Origin of the sequence: Phocaeicola plebeius, assembly GCF_003437535.1 — a bacterium.
Lineage (GTDB): Bacteria > Bacteroidota > Bacteroidia > Bacteroidales > Bacteroidaceae > Phocaeicola > Phocaeicola plebeius_A.
On the sequence record NZ_QSQT01000008.1, the window covers coordinates 37,638 to 59,675 of the forward strand.

At 47.3% G+C, this 22,038-nt stretch carries 21 protein-coding genes; 5 read left to right on the forward strand and 16 right to left on the reverse strand.

The genetic code is table 11. The annotated features are described in order from the left end of the window. Window positions 1–97: 97 nt before the first annotated feature. The 12 genes from DXD04_RS05395 to DXD04_RS05450 form a co-directional block, all read right to left on the reverse strand. Complete coding sequence (locus DXD04_RS05395; RefSeq protein ID WP_117671539.1) at window positions 98–1,750, reverse strand: AMP-binding protein; 1,653 nt, start codon at window positions 1,748–1,750, stop codon at window positions 98–100. 147 nt (window positions 1,751–1,897) lie between these two features. Further along, window positions 1,898–2,905, reverse strand: coding sequence for an inorganic phosphate transporter (locus DXD04_RS05400; protein ID WP_117671541.1), 1,008 nt, complete (start codon window positions 2,903–2,905; stop codon window positions 1,898–1,900). A 14-nt stretch (window positions 2,906–2,919) separates the two neighbouring features. Then, window positions 2,920–3,567 (reverse strand): DUF47 domain-containing protein, encoded by a 648-nt coding sequence (locus tag DXD04_RS05405; RefSeq protein ID WP_117671543.1) that lies wholly within the window; start codon window positions 3,565–3,567, stop codon window positions 2,920–2,922. Beyond that, the gene (locus tag DXD04_RS05410; RefSeq protein ID WP_117671545.1) at window positions 3,564–4,208 is read right to left on the reverse strand and encodes a DedA family protein; all 645 of its coding nucleotides are present in this window, start codon (window positions 4,206–4,208) and stop codon (window positions 3,564–3,566) included. Before DXD04_RS05410 ends, DXD04_RS05405 begins: the two co-directional genes overlap by 4 nt. Beyond that, window positions 4,192–4,713, reverse strand: a complete 522-nt coding sequence (locus DXD04_RS05415; protein WP_117671547.1) for a hypothetical protein — start codon at window positions 4,711–4,713, stop codon at window positions 4,192–4,194. The genes DXD04_RS05410 and DXD04_RS05415 overlap by 17 nt, the downstream gene beginning before the upstream one ends. A 30-nt stretch (window positions 4,714–4,743) precedes the next feature. Next, on the reverse strand, window positions 4,744–6,186 hold the full coding sequence (locus DXD04_RS05420; RefSeq protein WP_229035341.1) for a tetratricopeptide repeat protein: 1,443 nt from the start codon (window positions 6,184–6,186) through the stop codon (window positions 4,744–4,746). A gap of 16 nt (window positions 6,187–6,202) precedes the next feature. Then, window positions 6,203–7,144, reverse strand: coding sequence for a PstS family phosphate ABC transporter substrate-binding protein (locus DXD04_RS05425; protein ID WP_117671549.1), 942 nt, complete (start codon window positions 7,142–7,144; stop codon window positions 6,203–6,205). 14 nt (window positions 7,145–7,158) lie between these two features. Continuing rightward, the gene (locus tag DXD04_RS05430) at window positions 7,159–7,977 is read right to left on the reverse strand and encodes an energy transducer TonB (protein ID WP_117671551.1); all 819 of its coding nucleotides are present in this window, start codon (window positions 7,975–7,977) and stop codon (window positions 7,159–7,161) included. Window positions 7,978–7,997: 20 nt separating this feature from the next. Beyond that, window positions 7,998–8,657, reverse strand: a complete 660-nt coding sequence (locus DXD04_RS05435; RefSeq protein WP_117671553.1) for an ExbD/TolR family protein — start codon at window positions 8,655–8,657, stop codon at window positions 7,998–8,000. An 11-nt stretch (window positions 8,658–8,668) separates the two neighbouring features. Further along, on the reverse strand, window positions 8,669–9,274 hold the full coding sequence (locus DXD04_RS05440; protein ID WP_117671555.1) for an ExbD/TolR family protein: 606 nt from the start codon (window positions 9,272–9,274) through the stop codon (window positions 8,669–8,671). 65 nt (window positions 9,275–9,339) lie between these two features. Continuing rightward, window positions 9,340–10,146 (reverse strand): MotA/TolQ/ExbB proton channel family protein, encoded by an 807-nt coding sequence (locus DXD04_RS05445; RefSeq protein ID WP_117671557.1) that lies wholly within the window; start codon window positions 10,144–10,146, stop codon window positions 9,340–9,342. Window positions 10,147–10,285: 139 nt separating this feature from the next. Then, on the reverse strand, window positions 10,286–10,708 hold the full coding sequence (locus DXD04_RS05450) for a hypothetical protein (protein WP_117671559.1): 423 nt from the start codon (window positions 10,706–10,708) through the stop codon (window positions 10,286–10,288). Between the two features lie 197 nt (window positions 10,709–10,905). Between DXD04_RS05450 and DXD04_RS05455 the strand changes: the two genes are divergently transcribed. Genes DXD04_RS05455 through DXD04_RS05475 form a run of 5 tightly spaced genes read left to right on the forward strand, consistent with a single transcriptional unit; the run spans window position 10,906 to window position 16,653 of the window. Continuing rightward, window positions 10,906–12,210 carry a Na+/H+ antiporter NhaC family protein gene (locus DXD04_RS05455; protein ID WP_117671561.1) on the forward strand — a complete coding sequence of 435 codons (1,305 nt, stop codon included), beginning with the start codon at window positions 10,906–10,908 and terminating at the stop codon, window positions 12,208–12,210. A 57-nt stretch (window positions 12,211–12,267) separates the two neighbouring features. Beyond that, window positions 12,268–12,573 carry a DUF4286 family protein gene (locus tag DXD04_RS05460; protein ID WP_117671563.1) on the forward strand — a complete coding sequence of 102 codons (306 nt, stop codon included), beginning with the start codon at window positions 12,268–12,270 and terminating at the stop codon, window positions 12,571–12,573. Next, window positions 12,570–13,139, forward strand: coding sequence for a crossover junction endodeoxyribonuclease RuvC (ruvC, locus tag DXD04_RS05465; protein WP_117671565.1), 570 nt, complete (start codon window positions 12,570–12,572; stop codon window positions 13,137–13,139). The genes DXD04_RS05460 and ruvC overlap by 4 nt, the downstream gene beginning before the upstream one ends. A gap of 12 nt (window positions 13,140–13,151) precedes the next feature. Beyond that, window positions 13,152–15,152 carry a type I pullulanase gene (gene pulA / locus DXD04_RS05470; protein ID WP_117671567.1) on the forward strand — a complete coding sequence of 667 codons (2,001 nt, stop codon included), beginning with the start codon at window positions 13,152–13,154 and terminating at the stop codon, window positions 15,150–15,152. A gap of 49 nt (window positions 15,153–15,201) precedes the next feature. Further along, entirely contained in the window at window positions 15,202–16,653 is a 1,452-nt protein-coding gene (locus DXD04_RS05475; RefSeq protein WP_117671569.1) for an ATP-binding cassette domain-containing protein, read from the forward strand. A 253-nt stretch (window positions 16,654–16,906) separates the two neighbouring features. On the opposite strand, the gene DXD04_RS05480 is transcribed toward DXD04_RS05475, so the two are convergent. From DXD04_RS05480 to recN, 4 genes are read right to left on the reverse strand one after another with little or no spacing between them, the layout of a single operon-like run. Then, the gene (locus DXD04_RS05480) at window positions 16,907–17,857 is read right to left on the reverse strand and encodes an NAD(P)H-dependent flavin oxidoreductase (protein WP_117671571.1); all 951 of its coding nucleotides are present in this window, start codon (window positions 17,855–17,857) and stop codon (window positions 16,907–16,909) included. A 9-nt stretch (window positions 17,858–17,866) separates the two neighbouring features. After that, window positions 17,867–19,576 (reverse strand): trypsin-like peptidase domain-containing protein, encoded by a 1,710-nt coding sequence (locus tag DXD04_RS05485; RefSeq protein WP_409034798.1) that lies wholly within the window; start codon window positions 19,574–19,576, stop codon window positions 17,867–17,869. 23 nt (window positions 19,577–19,599) lie between these two features. After that, complete coding sequence (gene rlmB, locus DXD04_RS05490; protein WP_007558366.1) at window positions 19,600–20,349, reverse strand: 23S rRNA (guanosine(2251)-2'-O)-methyltransferase RlmB; 750 nt, start codon at window positions 20,347–20,349, stop codon at window positions 19,600–19,602. Between the two features lie 18 nt (window positions 20,350–20,367). Beyond that, the gene (gene recN, locus DXD04_RS05495) at window positions 20,368–22,035 is read right to left on the reverse strand and encodes a DNA repair protein RecN (RefSeq protein WP_117671573.1); all 1,668 of its coding nucleotides are present in this window, start codon (window positions 22,033–22,035) and stop codon (window positions 20,368–20,370) included. Window positions 22,036–22,038: the final 3 nt, after the last annotated feature.

Below are 22,038 nucleotides of genomic sequence, written 5' to 3' on the forward strand. Positions count from 1 at the left end.
AGGTGTAAGTATATCTGTGCCAAAACACCTTTATGTTTAAAACAAAACGCAAATGCGTTTTACTTCAAACGCAAAGGCGTTTTTTATGTCCGTTTTTTTACTGGTACAAGAAGCGCTTGATGCTCTTCTTGGCTGTCTTTTCAAATTCTTCCGGATAAAGCTTCACCTGCGTAATCTGCGAGTAAGCCGGAAGTACCTTGTTCAGTTCGATGCGGTTCAACTCCAACGCTTCCTCCAGCTGTTTCTTGTTCATTCCTTGCGAGAAGGCGTCTTCATTGTCCGGATAAACCAGCGCTACCAGCTTGTTCTCTTTGAGAATCACCAGCGACTCGTTCACGTAAGGCATGTTGTTCAGGCGAGCTTCAATTTCTTCCGGATAGATGTTCTGTCCGGAAGCAGTAAGCAGCATGTTCTTGCAACGGCCCTTGATGAAGATGTTTCCATTCGCATCCTTGATGGCCATGTCGCCAGTATGCAGCCAGCCGTCCTTGTCGATAGTCTGTGCGGTAGCACTTTCGTTCTTGTAGTATCCTAACATGACGTTCATACCCCGGCACACCAGTTCACCCGGAATCCGTTCAGGGTCTTCCGAAATTACCTTAGTTTCCATGTTGGCCACGGTCTTTCCGCACGAAGTGTACAGAATCTCATCCCAGCGGCTGTGGCAGATAAGCGGCGCACATTCAGTCATACCGTATGCGATGGTGTAGGGGAAGTTGATTTTACGCAGAAAGGCTTCCACTTCGGGGTTGAACGGTGCCCCTCCGATTACGATTTCGATAAAGTTTCCACCGAACACTTCCATGGCCTGCTGACGAATCTGTTCCTTGATTTTATCGCTGATGATAGGTAAGTTCAGCAACAGCTTTCCGAGCTTGTTGTCCACTTTCGGGAGAATGTTCTTCTTGAAAATCTTTTCCACAATCAGCGGAACGCAGGCAATGACGCGCGGACGGATTACAGCAAACGATTCTGCAATGATTTTCGGGCTCGGCATACGGGTGAGGAACCACAGATGCGCTCCCTTGGTGATACCGTAAAGGAAGTCGAACACCAGTCCGAAGATATGTCCCAGCGGAAGCATGGACACGATGCTGTCGCCCGCTTTCAGTCCCACTTTCTGGTCAATGTGTACGATGTTTGAAATGATGCTACGGTAGGGCAGCATCACTCCTTTAGAGTAGCCGGTAGTACCCGAGGTGTAGTTGATGACAGCTAATTCTTCCGGCTCTTCCCGGCGGTAGGATACCTGTTCTGCACGGAAGCGGCAGGGATATTTCTTCCCGAATTCCTCGTTCAGGTGCTCGCGTGCATAGGTGAGCTTCTCCGAGCGTGATACTACCAGGTCAAAATTCTTCAGTTCGATGATTCCTTCCAGGTTGGGCATGGCCGCTTCGTTGTATTCTTCCCACACCTGGTCGCCTACGAAGAGCATGCGTGCCTCCGAGTGGTTGACAATGTGGTGTACGTTGTCGGCCTTGAATTCGTGAAGGATGGGCACAGCTACTGCCCCGTAAGTGACGATGCCAAGGAAGGTGGCCGTCCAGTTGGCACTGTTGCGCCCGCACAGCGCGATTTTATCTCCCTTCCGGATTCCTGCATGTTCGAACAGGATATGCATTTTCTCTATCTTTCTGGCCACGTCCTTATATTGCAGCGTAGCTCCTTTGTAGTCTGTCAGTGCATCACGGTCCCAGTTGGCGCGGATGCTTTCTTCAACAAGTTGTATAAAACTGTCTTGTATTTCCATTTTCAAATTGCACAATGTTTGACACAATGTGTGCAAAAGTAATAAAAGTTAATAGAATTATCTCTATGAAAGTCCTTTTTTTGCTGGAATCTGATGTTTGTGCTATTTTTTCTTCCTTATTTGTTATTCCTTGAAAAAAGAGATTGGTTACCCGATCAGTGCATAGATGGCTGCTGCCAATGCCGCACTTACCGGGATGGTAAGCACCCAGGCTGTCATCAGGCTTCGGGTAACTCCCCAGCGCACTGCGGACAGGCGACGGGTGGCGCCCACTCCGATGATGGCTCCTGATATGGTGTGGGTGGTGCTGACCGGAATTTTCAGATATTCCGTAAAATAAAGCGTAAATGCACCGGCTGTTTCGGCTATGACACCTTCCAGCGGAGTAACTCTGGTAATCCGGTTTCCCATGGTGCGGACTATTTTCCATCCTCCCGACATGGTTCCCAGTGAGATTGCGGTAAAGCAGGAAAAAGCGACCCAGTCGGGTAAATCGCCTACGTTGTTTACCCCCATGCCAATGCCTTGCGAATGGGCTGCTATCAGGGCAGCTGCAATGATACCCATTACCTTTTGCGAGTCGTTAAGTCCATGTCCGATGCTGAACAGGGCGGACGAGAGCAACTGTAGTCTTTTAAACCATTTCTCTGCGGTGTGAGGATGGGCCTTACGGCACAGATTCAGCACTATCAGAGTGAAGAGGAAGGCTACAAGCATACCTATGACTGGAGCCAGAAAAATGAAAAGCACGATTTTCAGGATAACCGAACTTTGAATGGCACCAAATCCATAAGCAGCAATGGCGGCTCCCGCAAACCCGCCGATAAGTGTATGGGATGAAGAAGAAGGAATTCCTCTCCACCAGGTCCACAGGTTCCAGATGATGGCTGCAATCACTCCAGACAAGATGACTGGCAAAGTAATGTATTGCTCATAGACTGTTTTTGACATAGTGTTGGCAATGCCGAAATCACCGATAAGGTATTTAGCGATGAAAAACGCCAGAAAATTGAAAAAGGCAGCCCAGATTACAGCCTGAAGCGGAGTCAGCACCTTGGTAGAAACAATGGTAGCTATTGCGTTGGCTGCATCATGAAAACCGTTGATATAGTCAAAAATCAGGGCCAGTACAATGATGGTGATGAGTAATTCCATGTGCAATTCTTTTTTCAGGCATATTTTACGATAATGTTTCTCAGGAGCTTTCCTACATGGTCGGCGGCATCTGTCGTCTTTTCCAGTTCCTGCATGATTTCTTTTGTCTTGATCAGTTCAATGCAGTCGGTTTCTTCATTAAACAGTTGCATGATGAAAAGGTCATAGGCTTCATCCGCATGGTTTTCTATCTCATGGAGCTTCTGACAGTAATCTTTCAGTCTGGACGGATTTTTGCTGAAGGTTTCCAGCTCATCCATGGCCTTGCAGATGATGGAGGCTCCTTGTTGTATGAGGACAGCCAGCTCTTTTCCGCTGTCTGAAATGGCGTGCGGCTTGTAGATGGCAATCCGCTTCGAGGCACTGTGAATGCGGTCGGTCACGTCATCAATGGAAAAGGCCAGGTCATGTATGTCTTCCCGGTCAAAGGGGGTGATAAAGGTCTGGCCTAGCTCCATGAAAATCTGCTGGGTTATCTGGTCGCCTTTTCTTTCAGCTTCCTTCACTTTGTGATAATACTCCTGCCATGTCTCTGGTGTGTCATGGTTCATGCTGTCAATCAGAAGTTCAGAAGCATTGAGTACGGTTTGTGACAATTGGTTTAATAAAGGAAAGAATTTGCTTTCTTTGGGTACAAATCGGTTTAACAGGGAATTTTTCATACTGTTGTTCGTTTATTTTTTATTCGTATATATTCAATGAGGGCAGGGCAGAGTGAAACCAGTACGATGCCCATCAAAAGTATTTTGAGGTTTTGCTGCACAAAAGGGATGTTTCCAAAGAAATAGCCTGTCATGCAAAAAAGTAAGACCCAGACAGCTGCCCCGACAAGGTTGTAAATCATAAACAAGTAATAATTCATGTGTCCCATTCCGGCGACAAACGGTGCAAAAGTGCGGACAATGGGGACAAAACGGGCAATGATTATGGTTTTTCCGCCATATTTCTGGAAGAAATGATGGGTTTTCTCCAAATGACTTTGCTTGAAGATCTTTGAGTCTGGTTTGGAGAACAGTTTTTTCCCGAAATAATGTCCAATCAGGTAGTTGCAGGAATCACCAAGCACGGCTGCGATGAAAATAACCATCATCAGCAGGCTTATTTCCAGTGGCATCCCCGGAAGGGATGCCACTGCACCGGAGACAAACAGAAGGGAGTCTCCGGGTAAAAATGGCAGGACTACAAGTCCGGTTTCACAAAATATGATTACAAACAATATGGCATACGTCCATCCGTGATACTCTTGTACGAGTGAAATCAGATGCTGGTCTATATGCAAAAAAGTATCAATGATGAAATCCATGAGAAGTGTGTAGAGAATTGATGAATGCAGCCGCTTTTTCTCCTTTCAGACAGCACAATTCTGTGACAGGTTCATACAAGAAAGATGTGTAGGTGAGCAGTTGAAATGCAGCGTATCGGTTATCTTTCGAATGGATTACCTGCAGATATAGCTGTGCCCCTTCTGCCGGAAAAACCGGAAGGCTGCAATAATCTGCCAGATATTTGTTCAAATGGGGGAACTGATCCTTTGTGAAAGTCAGGCTTTTCTTGCATATCCTGCTGCCTGTTTCTGCATAAGCCTGGTAGCGAGCTCGAAAAACCAGAAGATAGACTGCGATGCAGACCATCAGACTTCCGGCTACCATTCTTAAAATGTCAATATTGGACTGCGAGTTGATTTCCGGCAGGAAAAGCAGAATGAGACCGGCCGCCAGTAAACAGGCTGAAAGACTTATGGTAAGGAAACTTGTGTGTTTCCGGATATCCTGAGTGGGATATGACTGAGACAAATTAAACGTTTTCATAAAGTTTGTTTCTGAGGTTAAGAAGAAAAATCAGTTGCCTTGTAATCCTTGCAGTGCCTGTTTGGCAGTCTCATTTTCAGGATCTAACGTGAGAATCTTGTTCCAGTACACTTTGGACTGTTCGTAATCCTTTTGTAGGAAGTGATAGTAACCCAGGTAGCTTTCACATTCAATTATGAGCGCTTTAGAAGCGTCTGCTTTCTTTTCCAGCAGGTTCAAGGCCGCTTCATAATAAGGTTTGGCCAGTCCTTCCGTACTTTCAGGGTCGGCCATGGCATTGGTTCGTGCCCTCCAGAAATATCCTAGATAATTGTCTGGTACCCGCTGGGCTACTTCTGCGAATATTTCGTCTGCTTTTTTCAGGTAAGGTTCTTTCTCCGGTTCGCTGACTGTGCTGCTTCCGGCTGCCATGTAATACAATCTTCCCAATAAGAACGTATCGCTTATTTCTGCCTTCTCTTTCAGGCCGTCCAGATAAAGCTGGTACAAGCGGATGGCCTCGGGGTAGTTCTGCAGTTTCTCATGAGCGGCAGACACTTCCTTGGCTATTTCCGGGTGTGTGTTTCCGGTATCTGCCTTGAGGGCTTTTTCAAACCATTGCAAGGCCTCTTCGTTTCTCTGGTCTGCCAGTGACAGACGGCCTCTGTATAAAAAGTCCAGATACACATAGTTGCTCTCTTCCGGGCGGTTGAAAAAAGCATCTGCAGCTTCCAGCCCTTCTTTATAAGCCTCCATTTCATACAAGTCGTACATGCGCAGACGTTTCAGGAGATGGTTGTCTTTGTCCGCATCCAGTCCTTTTTCTACGGCATTCAGTGATTGCGCATAGTCTTTATTTAGATATAGCAGCATGGCATAGTGTTCGTAATCTTGAGTGTCAGGAGTACCTTGTTGCATAAATTCATCGTAGGCAGACTTGGCTTTTCCGTAATTCCCCGATTGATAGTACGCATTGCCAAGTTCCCGGTTCACTTCCGGCAGTTCCGGATGACTTGCTTTCAGCTTTGTGAGCATATCGATAGAGAGTTGGGGACTTACGCCGATATAGGCGTGTGCATATTTGTAATATGCATCGTAGCAATTGGCATCGAACAGGATGGCCTGCTCATAATATCCGCATGCCATGCCGACGTTCTTCTGTGTCAGAGCAATGTCACCGGCCAGCACATATACCGGTGCCGATTTGGAGTCTATTTTCATGGCACGGTCTGCATAAACTTGTGCTTCATCCGGACACTTATGGTTCAGATAGGCATTACCGATAGCGACCAGCAAAGGGACGTTTTTCTTGTTTTTACCTTTCAGCAGTTCATTGAATTCCTTGGCTGCTGTTTCCGGTGTGTCATTAATGCTGGCAGCTATCTGTGTGATTTGTCGGGTGACTTCATCCGAGAGATTTTTTTGGGCATAACTGTATGAAGCGGAATATATTATTCCACTGCATACAAGACATAAAATTTTATTGTTCATCATGAGTTTCTCATTAAAGTTAGAAATCATCTTTTACATTTACGATTCGGACCGGTTGTGTGGCGGGTACCAGTCCGGACTTAAGGATAATCCGTTGTCCGCGTTCTCTTGTCAGGAAAGTCATCAGTCCGGTAGGAAGTGCTCCCTTTGGGTCATTGATAAGGATATACACTTCATGGGTCAGCGGATATTTTTTAAGAGCCAGATACGCCTGATACGGCCTGTAACTGTTTTCAGGAGTGGCTTTCCGGTTTCCGGATACTGACATGACCCTGACTCTCTGGTTGAAAGACAGTCGTGTGGTATCCGTCTTGTTGCCTATCCAGTTGGCTCCGATCACTCCAAGGGCATCGGGAGTGGTTGCCACATAGTCAATGACCTCTTCGTTGCTTTTCAGGGCTTTTAAAGAGGGAGATAGTGGTTTCCCCTGACAGATAGAGTCGATGACATAATGTACGGTTCCTGAATTGGGATTGTCGAATACGACTTGTATGCAACCTAGTTTTGAGTCTGGATTTAATCCTTTCCATTCCGTGGTTTCGCCGGTTGCAATACGCCGGAACTCTTCTACTGTAATCAGGGAGTCCGGATTGCTGTGATGTGTAATCAGTGCCACTCCGCTAAGAGCCATCAGAATGGACTCTGGAAAGAATTTACGTGTATGAAAAGAAATCAATTCTTCTTCTGTCAGCCGCCGGTTGGTGACTGCCAGACGTACACTGTCTTTCAACAGCAAGTTAACTGCTTCTACCTCACTACAGTAAATAGGAGTAATTAAAGCCTCCGGAGTCAGAGCATGATATACTTGAAGTTCTTCTTCCATGATGGGCTTGAACGATTCATCTACGGCAATCCGGATTTCTCCCGAATACAAGGTTTCCTCTTTGCCTCCCTTTCCGGAAGAAGTGCAGGCAGAGAACGTGCACATACACCACAGATATAGAATTAATTTACTTTTCATACACTTTGACACAATTACTGTAACTTAAAAACGATGGGACATGTATAGTAAACAGGTACGTTACGTCCGTTCTGTTTCCCTGGAATCCATTGTGGCAGGGATTTTACTACACGTACGGCCTCTTTATCACAATAGGGATCCAATGAACGGAGCACTTTGATATCTTCCACGTATCCTTTTGCATTGACGACAAAACGTAGGATAACTTTTCCTTGTATGCCGTTTTCTTGTGCTATGATAGGATATTTCAGATTCTTGGCGATGTATTTAAGAAGCTCGGCGGGACCTCCCGGGAACTGCGGCATCTGTTCTACCATGTCATAGGGCTCTTCTTTTTGGACCTCCGGTGTCTGGGTAATGACTTCCTGCAGGTCGGCAATATCTTTTCCGTTCAGTTCATCGTTTCCTTTCACATCGGCAATGGATATCTGTACCTTAGTTTGCGTCAGTTCGTCCTGACTCTTTAGCTCATCGTCTTCATTCACTTCTTCATCTTTTCTGATGACTGGTGCCGTGAACTTAATGGTACTTTTAAGAGCCGGAGGAGGAGGGGCGATAGGTTCTACCTTTTTCATCGTTTCTTCTTTTATTTCCGGCTCTTCCAGTGTGGAAAGCCGTGTCACTTCTACCATTTCTTCTTTTTGAGCCGGCATAGCCATTCTGATAAGACGCGGTAAGGTAAATCCGACCAAAGCCACAACAGTGACGATAATCAAGGCTGCAGCCTGTCGTTTCCCCAAATCCCGGCGCATTTTATAAGCACCGTAACTTTTATTCCGATCTTTGAAGATGAGTTCACACCATTCCAAAGAAGTTAAATCAACTTTTGACATTTTTCTTTCTCTTTATAAAGTTATACATTGTTGCCTGCCGCATTTTGACTTAACTCGCCTTGAGAAAGATAGTTGTCTATCAGGAATTGGTCACCGTCTGTAATATCCACGATTACATATTTCCCTATGCTGCAGATTTGCATTTCGTCTAATGCGTCTATCAGATTTTTATAGGTAGATTTGTCCGTAGCTTTGATTATGACGGTAGGAGTGTCTTTTCCTGATTTTACACTGGCTATTTCCTGCCTGCATTCCTCTTCGGTAATTTCAAGTCTTGCCTTTTTTTCCTTCAGTTCACGAACTTTCTTGACTGCTTCATAGTTTTTGCTGAGCAACAGTTTGCGTAATCCGCTGGCATCATAGGTTGTTTCTTTTAGTGATGCATAGTTCTTGTAATCCGGTTCACCTTCATAATAATAGAGTTTTCCTTCCTCGGCCAGCAACAAAGTCAGTGCTTGAGAAGCCTTGACTTTATTCTGCTGTTCTTCGGTGATGTTTTTATCATTGGAAGGCATGCTGATTTCCATTGTTTGCGGTTTGCTCAGTGAAGTACACAGCATGAAGAAAGTTATCAGTAGCATATTCATGTCGACCATCGGGGTGAAATCCACCCGGATATTCATCTTTTTCTGCTTGCTACCTTTTTTCTCTTTATTATTGTTTTCTTGAATTTCAGCCATACTTTTTGTTTTTATTCTTCAGGACTTGATTTCAGAGAGGTAATCAGGTTGTACCTGTTCTCTTTAAGGTCTTGAAGGGAATTCATCACTTTTTTAATGACCGCGTATGGTGTTTGCTGGTCGGCTTTGATAGCAATGCGCAAGTCATGATTGATAGCACGTGCATTGCGTACCCAGGCCTTAAACTGATTGTCAATACTGTCACAAGGAATTCCTTGATCCTTTAAGATGCGGTCTTGCTGTTCCGTGCTAAGGGCAAGGAACGATTTCATATTTTTCATCGGCACTCCAAAAGTCGGGAATAAGGAAAATTTCTTGATTTCCTGTGGGGTAAATGTCAAGCCGTACTCTTTTCCCATAGCTTCTAGCGTAGCTGCCATGTCATTCTGCTTATCAAGACTCATAAAGATTCTGCCCCCGGGATCTACCAGAATGGACATGATGTTCGTTTCGGGTATCTTTATCTCGGAAATTGATGCAGGAGTGACAACCTGTACAGGCTCTTTTTTCACGAAACTGGCTGTCAGCATGAAAAAAGTAAGCAGCAGCACCGTGACATCGCTCATGGCTGTCATGTCGATGAACATATTTTTCTTTTTTATTTTAGCTCTACTCATAGTGAAATCTTTTTAATGGAACTTCTGTTTCTGTCTGCGTGAGGAAATCCTCAGCGGGACAGAAATTAATGAGTGGCTGCAAAAGTCTGTACAATGGAAAAACCAACTTCGTCAAGACTGTATGTCAGTTTGTCTATCTTGTTCGTATAATAGTTATAAGAAATAACTGCCAACGCACCGGTCAAGATACCAAATGCGGTGTTGATCAAAGCTTCGGAAATACCAGTGGACAAAGCTACGGAGTCAGTACCCCCTCCGGCAGAAAGTGCGGCAAATGAACGGATCATACCGATTACGGTTCCAAGCAATCCCATTAAAGTTCCTAAAGTGGTGATTGTGGCGATAATGGGTAGGTTCTGTTGCATCATAGGAAGTTCGAGTGCTGTGGCTTCCTCCAGTTCCTTTTGTATAGCAAGAGTTTTCTGGTCTTTGCTCAATTCGTTGTTCTGCTCCATCTCACGGTATTTGCGGAGAGTGGAACTTACGACATTGGCCACTGAACCACGCTGTTTGTCACATAGTTCTTGTGCTTTTTCCAAATTTCCTTTATTTAAGGCTTCTTTAAGCTGTTCTACAAATTTGGAGAGCTTGCTTCTGCCGAAAGATGCACGAAGGGTAAAAAAACGTTCTACACTGAGAGCCAGTACCGTAAGTAAGAGTGTCTGAATGACGGGTACAATGATTCCTCCTTTGTAGATGGTACCTAACATATTGCCTGGAAGCGGATGATTGTTTGGGTCATTGTTCATGAAGTTTGCCGGATTTCCAAAAACAAAATGATAGATACCTATAGCCACGAGAAAACATACGATGATAACTAAACCTGCGTCTTCTATTCCTTTAAATGATTTTTTTGAACTATTTGTTTTCATGATTTATGCGTTTTATAGATTTTTTTAAAAATGAGACATAAGATATTTCGCTTATTTCAAAAAAAATGAGACAAGCAAAGCTATACTGCCCCGGCACAACCGTATCGGAGCAGTGAAAAACAACTAATCTATAAAACGGCTAAATGATGATTTTTCTCATAGCAAATACATAGTATCTGCATGAAGGAATCACACAATGAATATTGGTCGAAGGGTAAAGGCACTCCTTATCCTTCAACAAGCCTACTTCACGTAGGGAATGATAAAAAAGTAGTAAGCGTAAGAAGAAGTTTATATTTTGTTCGTCATTGCGTACTACACGCTTATCCGTCAACAACCTGTTGAAGGAATTGTCGCGATTTAGTGTACTGAACAAATTATGTGCCTTGTCAAGGGTGGCATGGATAAAATTGAGCGTTTCTTTTGTCTCTCTCTGACAAGATACCGTAGATAAATTGGGAAAATCATTTGACACCTGATTGCATGACACAGCTTCTGTCACCTCTATTTTCATAAAGATGACCGTAAGCAGCAGCATTATTTTAAGCATGGTCAGTTTCATGTGTTCTGTTTTTCCCTTTTAGGCTTGGCAAAGATAGATAATATTCTTAAATATTCGGAGAAGATGGGTGAAATATTTTTTGCTTCTTCCTAATTATGGGGCTGATAACCTCATTTTTTGCTGAAATGTTCATTGAAATGGGATGTTTGTCAGCTGAAAAATATATACCTTTGTCAAAAAAATAAAAGAAGAAGAGAATGAATTTTCAGAAACTGACTCCCATTGTGAACAAACCCAATGCGTGGGCCCTGAGTCCGCTGGTGGTATTTTTATGCCTGTATCTGGTGGCTTCCCTGCTCATCAATGATTTTTATAAAATTCCGATTACCGTAGCTTTCATGGTGTCTTCCATTTATGCCGTAGCTACGACGAAAGGACTGAGCTTAAACGACCGCTTGTTGCAATACTCCGCAGGAGCGGCCAACAAGAACATCATGCTGATGATATGGATTTTCATCTTGGCGGGGGCCTTTGCACAGTCGGCTCAGGCCATGGGGGCTATCGATGCGACGGTAAACCTGACCTTGCGGCTGCTTCCGGGCAATCTGCTGCTGGCGGGAATCTTTTTGGCATCGTGCTTCATTTCTCTTTCCATCGGTACGTCGGTCGGTACCATTGTCGCACTGGTTCCTGTAGCTGCCGGTATCGCGGCCAAGACGGATGTCAGCGTGGTTTTCATGACGGCGGTAGTAGTGGGTGGTGCCTTTTTCGGCGACAACCTGTCCTTCATTTCCGATACGACCATCGCGGCTACCCGTACGCAAGGGTGCGTGATGCGCGACAAGTTCCGGGTGAATTCATTGATTGCCCTTCCGGCTGCCTTGCTGGTATTTGTGTATTATGTTATATATGGAAGCCATATTGAGGTGGTGCAGGATATTCCCCATGTAGAATGGATGAAAGTCATACCTTATATAATTGTGCTTGGAACGGCAGTGGCTGGTGTCAACGTATTGCTGGTACTGTTGCTGGGTCTGGTTTCTACGGGTATTGTGGGCATGGCATACGGTACATTCGATGTGTTCGGATGGTTTGGGGCTTTGGGTAAAGGGATGACGGGCATGGGAGAACTGATCATCGTAACCCTGATGGCAGGAGGTATGCTGGAACTGATACGTTTTAACGGAGGTGTGGATTATGTGCTGCACCGTCTGACTCAGCATGTAAGAGGAAAACGAGGAGCCGAACTAAGTATCGCCGCACTGGTGAGCCTGGCCAATATCTGTACGGCCAATAATACGATTGCCATTATCACTGTGGGCCCATTGGCAAATGACATTGCCGAACAGTTCCGGGTAGACAAACGGAAGAGTGCCAGTATTCTCGATACCTTTTCGTGTGTGATTCAGGGTATTATCCCTTATGGTGCGCAACTCTTGATTGCGGCCGAGCTTTCGGGTTTATCTCCTATCCACATCATAGGATACCTTTATTATCCCATGGCACTGGGAGTGGCGGCTGTGCTGAGCATTCTGTTGCGTTATCCTCGCCGGTATTCCTGATCAGGTTGTTTTCATCGTATTGTATAATTTTGTAATCGGATTAAAATAAGAAGATATATGCTGATTTATAATACTACTTTTCATGTAGAGATGGGTGATGCCCGTAATTTTGTGATATGGTTGAATGAATTCTACATTCCGGAAGTGGAAAAATCGGGTGAACTGAAAAATCCCCGTATCCTGCGTATCTTGAGCCATAAGGAGCAGGACAGTGAATGCTTTTCACTCCAGTGGGAAGTGGAAGACAGCGCGACGTTGCATCGCTGGCATGTAAAGCAGGAGGCTGCCTTGAATACGGAGATGATGAAAGTGTTCAAGGATAAGGTCATCGGTTTCCCCACATTAATGGAGGTAATAAGGTGATACAGCCGGTTAAGGAAAAAATCATTCTCGGTATCGACCCGGGTACGAACATCATGGGATACGGGATACTGAAGGTGACGGGTGTCAAACCGGAAGTGATGACACTCGGCGTCATCGACCTGCGTAAATGCGGCGACTCGTATCTGAAGCTGAAACACATTTATGAGCGCGTGCAGGGTATCATTTCTTCGTACCTTCCTGATGAACTGGCTATTGAAGCTCCGTTTTTTGGAAAGAACGTACAGTCCATGCTGAAGTTAGGACGTGCGCAGGGGGTGGCTATTGTAGCAGCATTGACACGTGACATCCCCGTGACAGAATATGCCCCGTTGAAAATCAAGATGGCCATTACCGGCAACGGGCAGGCCAGCAAGGAGCAGGTGGCCGATATGTTGAAGCGTATGCTGCACATACCCGACTCGGAAATGGGCCCCTTTATGGATGCGACGGATGCCTTGGGAGCAGCTTATTGCCATTATTTGCAGATGGGACGTCCGGAAATGCCGAAAGCTTATTCCAGCTGGAAGGACTTTATCGCCAAGAATCCGGGACGCATAAAGAAATAGGAGATTAGAACCATGAATTTAAAACAGCTTGTAGTGATGTCGGCCGTGGCTGTGGCTACCGGATGTACTTCTTCACAGCAGCATACCAGTACGCCGTTTGATGAATATCCGGTGTACGAGGGGGAATGGGTGGAAATGGCTTATACGCCTGCTTCAACCCGCTTCTCGCTTTGGGCTCCTTCGGCTCAGGAAGTGCGGGTGCTGCTGTACGAAAAAGGGCAGGGAGGTTCTGCCTATCGTATGGTGAAGATGGAACCGGCATCTGACGGTATGTGGCAGGCTCGCGTGGACGAAGACCTGAAAGGAAAGTTCTATACGTTCAATGTCAAGATAGACGATGTATGGCAGGGAGATACGCCCGGACTCATGGCCAAGGCTGTGGGAGTGAACGGCGACCGGGCAGCCGTCATCGACTGGAAAGAGACGAATCCGGAGGGGTGGAACGAAGACAAGCGTCCGCCGCTGAAACGCTTCTCCGACATGGTGATTTATGAGCTGCACCATCGCGATTTCTCTATCGATACCATCTCCGGCATCCGGAACAGAGGAAAGTTCCTGGCTTTGACGGAGGAAGGAACGCATACGTATCTGGGCGAGAAAACGGGCATTGACCATTTGAAGGAATTGGGCGTGACACACGTACAGCTGTTGCCTTCGTTCGACTTTTCTTCGGTGGACGAAACCAGGCTTGATAAACCGCAGTACAACTGGGGATATGACCCGAAGAACTACAACGTGCCGGAAGGCTCGTATGCCACCGACCCTTATCGACCGGAAGTGCGTATCCGCGAGTTCAAGCAGATGGTCATGGCACTTCATCGGGCAGGTATCCGGGTGGTGATGGACGTGGTGTATAATCACACGGCTATCACGAAAGGAGGCAATTTTGAACGGACCGTACCGGGTTATTTCTATCGCACGGACGAGGAAGGGAAATGGGCTAACGCATCGGGTTGTGGCAATGAAACGGCCAGCGAACGACCGATGATGCGGCGTTTCATGATAGAGTCAGTCTGCTATTGGGCCAGAGAATATCACATAGACGGGTTCCGTTTTGACCTGATGGGGATTCATGACATCGAAACCATGAATGCCATCCGTAAGACACTCGACAAGATTGACCCTACAATATGCATGTATGGAGAAGGCTGGGCAGCCGGAAAACCACAACTGCCGGATAGTCTGCTGGCCATGAAGAAGCATGCAGCCCAGTTACCACACATCGGCATGTTCTGCGATGAAATGCGCGACAGCCTGCGTGGTCCGTGGGGAAACGATGCCAAGGGAGCTTTTGTCATCGGACGCATGGGATACGCCGCCGGTGTGAAGTTCGGACTGGCGGGAGGAATCGCACATCCGCAACTGGTCAGCGACAAGGAATCCACCGTTCCGGCTTTCTGGGCTGCGCAACCCGAACAGATGATCAGTTATGTGAGCTGTCACGATGACCTTTGTCTGGCCGACCGTCTGAAAGCGACATTGCCGGGACTTTCTGCATTAGAGATGAACGCCTTGGCCAAACTGGCTGCTACGGCAGTATTCACTTCGCAGGGCATTCCGTTCTGGTATGCAGGTGACGAGATTCTGCGCGACAAGCAGGGAGTGGCCAATTCATACAAGAGTCCGGATGCAATCAATGCCATCAACTGGGGGCGGAAGACTTCGCAGCGTGATTTCTTTGATTATGTGAGGGGCCTGATTGCCATGCGAAAGGCGCATCCTTCTTTCCGTATGGGCGATGCGGACTTGATTGCCAAACACCTGGAGTTTTTGCCGGTACCGGCAAGCAACGTGGTGGCTTTCCGTATCAAGGGAAGTCCGGCGGGTGATTCATGGCTGAATACGATTGTGGTGCTCAATGCCCGTACGGAACCCGTGCAGATTGACGTACCTGAGGGACGTTACTGGATAGCCTGTCGTGACGGACGCATAGACAATGTGCTGGGACTGGGTACGCTGACCGGCAACAAACTGGTGGTAGTGCCTCGTACGGCCATGATTGTGCATCAATAAACCAAGAGAACAACTACTTAAAGGAACAAAATAAAAACAGAGAAAGACAATGCAGCATGTAATTACAATTGAGAACGGAGTGACTCGTCATCCGTTGTACCGGATGAAAGAGCCTGTGAACTTGCAGATTGCGGCAGGAGAACATGTGGCCATCGTGGGACCGAACGGTGGCGGAAAAAGTCTGCTGGTAGACACTATTACCGGACGCTATCCGTTGCTGATGAATGAAGTGAAATACGACTTCTCGCCTTCGGAATCGAAGATGGCTTGTGACAACATCAAATACATCACCTTCCGTGACTCGTACGGGGATGCCGACGGGAACTATTATTACCAGCAGCGCTGGAATTCGCAGGACCTGGACGATACGCCTATCGTAGCCGATTTGCTTCCTCCCTGCAAGGACGAACAACTGCGGAAAGCGCTGTACGATTTGTTTGGTATTGAGGAAATGCTAAGCAAACATATAATTCTGCTGTCGAGCGGGGAGCTCCGCAAGTTTCAGCTGACCAAGACCTTGTTGAGTGGTCCGAGAGTACTGATTATGGACAATCCTTTCATCGGACTGGATGCGCGGACTCGGGGACTGCTGCACACATTGCTGGGAAAACTGACTGAAATGACCAACCTGCAGATAATTTTGGTCTTGTCGAAGACAGACGATATCCCGACATTTATAACACATGTGATACCGGTGGAAGACCGTCATTGCGGGCCGAAAATCACTTTGCAGGAATATCTGGCACACCGTGAACCAGACCCTGCTCATGTGTTGTCTGACGAGAAACGGCAGCGGATACTGGACTTGCCGTATGCCGATAACCTGTTCCATACGGAGCATATCGTAGACTTGAACAAAGTAAGTATCCGTTACGGAGAACGGGTGATTCTGAAAGAATTCGACTGGACGGTGAAATGTGGCGAAAAGTGGGCGCTCAGTGGCGAAAACGGAGCTGGGAAGTCTACCTTGCTGAGCCTGATCTGCGCCGACAATCCGCAAAGCTATGCCTGCGATATTTCTTTGTTTGGTCGTAAACGGGGAAGTGGCGAGAGTATCTGGGAAATCAAGAAGCACATCGGTTATGTGAGTCCCGAAATGCACCGCGCTTATCTGAAGAACTTGCCGGCCATTGACATTGTAGCCAGCGGATTACATGATTCTATCGGCCTGTACCGCAAGACACAGGAGAAAGATGTGGATACGTGCGTGTGGTGGATGGATATTTTCGGCATTGCCGACTTGAAAGACCGTAGTTTCCTGCAACTCTCCAGCGGGGAACAGCGTATGGTGCTGCTGGCCCGTGCGTTTGTCAAAGACCCGGAACTACTGATTCTGGACGAGCCGTTGCACGGACTGGATATGCGTAACCGCCGGCTGGTGAAGGATGTCATCGAGGCATTCTGTGCGCGGAAGGATAAAACCCTGATTATGGTAACCCACTATCAGGAGGAACTGCCCGCTACCATTACGAATTCTTTGTTTTTGAAACGTAATAAATAAAGAAGCTGATTCTGGTGGACACAGATTCTTTTCTGCGAGAAAGCACATCTGTGTTTTATTTCGGGTAGAAACCATGTTCAAGCGTTTCTCCGGGAATATGAAAAATGAAATCAGATACAGAAACCCATATAAAAATGGCAAATGAAGATGATTTTACGCTGTCATCTTCATTTGCCATTTTATTTTAAAGGATATTTATTGAACTTGAAAAAAGTCTGTAGGTAAGAGCTTACGGTCTTAGTATGCAAAAGAGTTACCAGCTCTGTTTGTCCTGCATCTGGCGAAGTGCTGTCCGGTAGTCTTCTACCAGCTCTTTCATCACCTCATCCACCGTCTGTAACTTGCGAAGCTGGGATGCGGCTTGTCCTATTTCCAGTTCTCCTTCGTAGAGGTCGCCTTCGAAGATTCCCTTTTTGGCCCGGCCTTTTCCCAACAAAGCCTTCAGTTCGTCTGCTGAGGCTCCTTTTTGTTCCGCTTCCTCTATCTGCTTGTAGAAATCGTTCTTCACCAGACGGGTAGGGGAAAGCTGCTTGAGTGTCAGAAGGGTATCTCCTTCATTCAATCGCAGGCAACGGTCCTTGAAATTGAAATGCGCTGAACTTTCTTCTGTCAAGGCAAATCGGGTACCCATCTGTACCCCTTCTGCGCCTAACGCTTCGGCGGCTAAGATGCCTTCGCCCGATACAATTCCTCCTGCGGCAATAAGAGGTACACTGCACACCTTTTTGACGGCCGGAATCAGACAGAAAGTCGTAGTTTCCTCTCGTCCGTTGTGTCCGCCTGCTTCAAAGCCCTCTGCCACAATGGCATCTACTCCAGCTTCTTCACATTTCATGGCAAAACGGCTGGAAGATACCACGTGAGCCACCTTGATGCCCGCCTGCTGGAGCTTGGAAGTCCATGTCTTGGGATTTCCCGCAGATGTAAACACGATTTTTACGCCTTCTTCCTGAATGATTTCCATGAGGGTTTCAATCTCCGGATACATCAGCGGCACATTGACTCCGAAAGGTTGGTCGGTAGCCGCCTTACACTTACGGATGTGTTCACGCAGGGTTCCCGGGTGCATGGAACCAGCCCCCAACAACCCCAATCCACCTGCGTTGCTCACGGCTGAGGCCAGTCTCCATCCGCTACACCATACCATTCCACCTTGAATGATGGGGTAGCGGATGCCGAAAAGGTGACAGACTCTGTTCTGCATATCAGTCAGTTATTTTTTATATTTCTCAATCAGGTTCTTGGCTACGGTATCACCCAGTTCTACTGCTTTTTCCAGGTTGGCCATACCTTCCTTCTTCTTTCCCTGCTGTATCTGGCAGTAACCCAGCATACGATAGGCAGCTGCGTTCTTCGCGTCCAGTTCAATGGCTTTATTCAAGGCTTTCATGGCATCATCCGGCTGGTTTACCCGCAAATGTACGCTTCCTTTTTCTACCCAGTATTCCACGTTCTTCGGTTCCATTTCAATGGCCTTGTTGATGTCATTGATGGCCTGCTGGTACATACGGCATTGCATTTCAGCCTGCTCACGGATAAAATAGAAATCAGACGATACCTGGCCCATCATGGCGTCGTGGAACAGATTGTAGTCTACCACTGCTTCGCGGAACTGCTTGTCTTCCGCTTTCATGCGGGCACGTTCGTACAGATAAGGAGCTGCTTCTTTTCCGTAGGGGGGATTGTATTTCGCTACGGCACTGTCCATCAGGGCAATGGCTTCCTTCTTTGAAGCACCTTCAATCAGCTCTTTGGTCTTGGCTGCGGCATAGAAAGAAGCGGCAGAGGCTAACGGTGAACGGTTTACCTCTTCGTAGCTGGCAAATGCTTCCGGATATTTCTGCATGGCAAAATAAATGTCTCCCTGCAGCTGATAGTACAGTCCCTGCTTGTCGTTCTCCAAAGCCGTATTGATTTCTTTCAGTGCCCGCTCCATGGTCCAGTCGCCATACGGTTTGGCTCCCTGCAAGCTCAGTACATAGTTATACAACAGTTTGGAGAGGCTGTAGTACGCGTCTCCCTTGTTTTCGTTCACTTCCACCATGGTTTGCAGGTCTTTTTCTGCCAGTGCATAGTGTGCATCGTCACCGTATCCCATGTAACAAAGAGCACGGCGGGAATAACCTTCACTGTTTTTCGGATACTGCTGGATAAACTCATTCAGCAGGTTCAGGTATTCTTCTGTAGGCAGGTTGGAAGAAGACATGTACAGGTACACCAGTGCCTGAGACTCGTCTTCCGGCAATCCTTTCTTGATACCGATGGTATTCAGTGTAAAATCGTTGGCAGAAAGAGCGGTGATAGACAGGCTCTTAGCATAGCCTATTCCGATGGCATAGCTTGATGTGCTTTCCTTGTCACTGTTCTTCTGTACCAGTGCCACAACTTCTCCTTCCGCATTCATTACCGGACAGCTTACGGTCTTTTCTCCCGTTTTCATGTCCAGGGTATAATAGAAAGAGTTGTTGCTGATGGTATCGATTTTTGAAATGGTGCCGTGTGTGCCCGAAGCCGCTTTCTGTGTAGAGTAGGGAAGTACGTACACCGTTTCGCTTACTGCTCCCGGACGGGATGCCGGCTGCAAGGCTACGGTCTTCTTATCGGCTGCAGTCTTGAACTTCACTACGTCGTACATATCGTTGGCTCCCAGAATGTATTCCACCGGAAGTTCCTTTCCATCGGCAGTTACGACTACGGCACGTTCGGCCCCTTTAAACAGCGTATAATCGGATACGGCCGTACCGTTTTCATCAATGTAGAATCCGTTTCCGGTATTGAGAATCTGATTCTCCTTATTGTACGTGATGACAGAGAACACAGCTTTTCTGGCTTTGTTGGCCCATTTGGGAAGTTCCTGAGCCATACCGATCTGAAAAGCCATCCCACAGCATGTCAGCACGAGGGTAATTTTTCCTATTTTCATGGTAGTATGTATGTTTTATTGTTTTATTCTTCTCCGAATCCTCTTTGTTTCACGGCTTCATAAATGAGGATACCTGCTGCCACGGACACGTTCAGTGACTCGATGTTGCCGAACAACGGAATCTTGATCCATTCATCGCAAAGTGCCAGGTGGTCGTAGGGCACACCGGTATCTTCCGCACCCATGATGATACATGTCGGGCCCTGATAATCGGCCTTGGTGTAGTCGTAGTCACCTTTTTCTGTCGCTGCTACAATCTTGAATCCGCTGTCCTTTAAGAACTTGATGGTATTCGTCAGGTTGTTTTCGCGGCACACCGGGATGGTATGCAAGGCTCCGGCAGAAGTCTTGATGGCATCCGCATTGACACTGACACTGTTTTTTGACGGAATGATGATGGCATCCACACCGGCACATTCACACGTACGGGCAATGGCTCCGAAGTTGCGCACATCGGTCAGGCCGTCCAGCAAGATGAGCAGCGGGTTCTTTCCCTGCTCAAACAAGAAAGGCACGATGTCTTCCGTACGCTGGTAAGTGATGGGCGAGATAAATGCCACCACTCCCTGATGGTTCTTCTTGGTGATGCGGTTGATGCGTTCCACCGGTACACGCTGCACGGGGATGAACGTATCTTTCAACACGGCGAAAAGCTCCTTCGACAAGTCGCTCTGGATGTCTTTCTTGATTAATACTTTGTCAATTTCTTTTCCGGCCTGGATAGCCTCGATAACGGCGCGTACGCCGAAAATCATTTCGTTCTTTTCTATCATGGTCTTGTTTGTTTCTTGTTATTGTTTAAAGCCTAACAGGGCACGGGCGTTCTGCACGGCAGCCTCTGTCAGGGTGGCACCGCTGAGCATGTGGGCAATCTCCTGCACCCGCTCTTCATCCGTCAGGCGGCGGATATGACTGTTGGTCCCGGTGTCGGTATCTTCCTTGTACACCTTGTAGTGCGCAATTCCGCGTGCGGCAATCTGGGGCAGGTGGGTGATGCTGATAACCTGGCGGTTCTGGCGTCCCATGTCCTGCATGATCAGTGCCATTTTCTCTGCGATGGAGCCTGACACACCGGTATCAATTTCATCGAAGATGATGGTCGGCAGTCTGACGGCTCCGGCAATCATGGCCTTGAGTGAAAGCATGACGCGGGCGATTTCACCTCCCGAAGCGATGGAAGCCACATTCTGCAACGTTCCGTTCTTGTTGGCCGAGAACAGGAACGTCACGCTGTCCATTCCCTTGCTGTCGGGTTCCTTTCTGGGAGTCAGTTCCACGGCAAAACGCACGTTAGGCATACCCAGTGGGATGAGCAGGGACTCCATCTGCGATTCAATGTGCCGTGCCGACTGTGTACGAAGCGCGGTCAGTTTTTCGGCCTGACGTAGCACCTCGGCATACAATTTCTTCTTTTCTCCCTCCAGCTCTGCAATCCGGTCGTCGAAAGAAGTGATGGCATTCAACTGGCTTCGATAGTTTTCCGTCAGTTCAATCAGTTCTTCTACCGACTGCACGCGGTGTTTCTGCTGCAAGGAATAAATCAGGTTCAACCGTTCGTTGACAAAATCCAGACGTGCCGGATTGAATTCCACTTCTTCCTCCGCATTGCCGATTTCGCGGGAAATATCTTTCAGTTCAATGTAGCAGCTGTTCAGCCGTTCCATCCATTCCTTAGCCGGCGCATATACCTGTGTCAGGCTCTGAAGCGTTTGCATGCACTCCTTGGTCAGTGAAACCGTACCGCCTTCCTCGCCGTTAATCAGCTGGCTGGCTTTATAGAGTCCGGCCTTGATGTCTTCGGCATGGCTCAGGGTTTCCGCTTCCTGCTCCAGTTCCGTCTGCTCTCCGTCTTTCAGTCCGGCTTCTTCCAACTGTTCCAGCTGAAAGCGGATATAATCTTCATCCTGACGGCTCTTTTCGGCCTGTGCAATGAAGTCATCCAGTTCCTTTGCCACCTTCTTATAGGAAAGGTATACCGACTGATAAGCCGACAATGCCTGCTCGTCTTGTGCCAGGATGTCCAGAATGTTCAACTGGAAACCTTCCTTGTTCAGCAGCAGGTTCTGGTGCTGGCTGTGCACGTCAATCAGTTTCTCGCCCAGCATTTTCATCTGTGCCAGCGAAGCCGGCGTATCGTTGATGAAAGCACGGCTCTTCCCGTTGGCCGACACTTCACGGCGAAGGATACATTCGTCCGGTTCGAATTCGATGTCATTCTCCTGAAAGAACGGTTCCATGCCGTAGTTGGCAATCCGGAAAGTCGCCTCCACGATACACTTGGAAGCCCCCTTCTTGATGGATTTCACGTCGGCACGCTGTCCTAATAAGAGTCCGATGGCCCCTAAGATAATGGACTTTCCGGCACCGGTCTCACCGGTAATCACCGAAAAGCCGGACGTAAAGTCAATGTCCAGCTTATCAATCAGGGCATAGTTCTGTATAAAGATAGACTGTAGCATAAC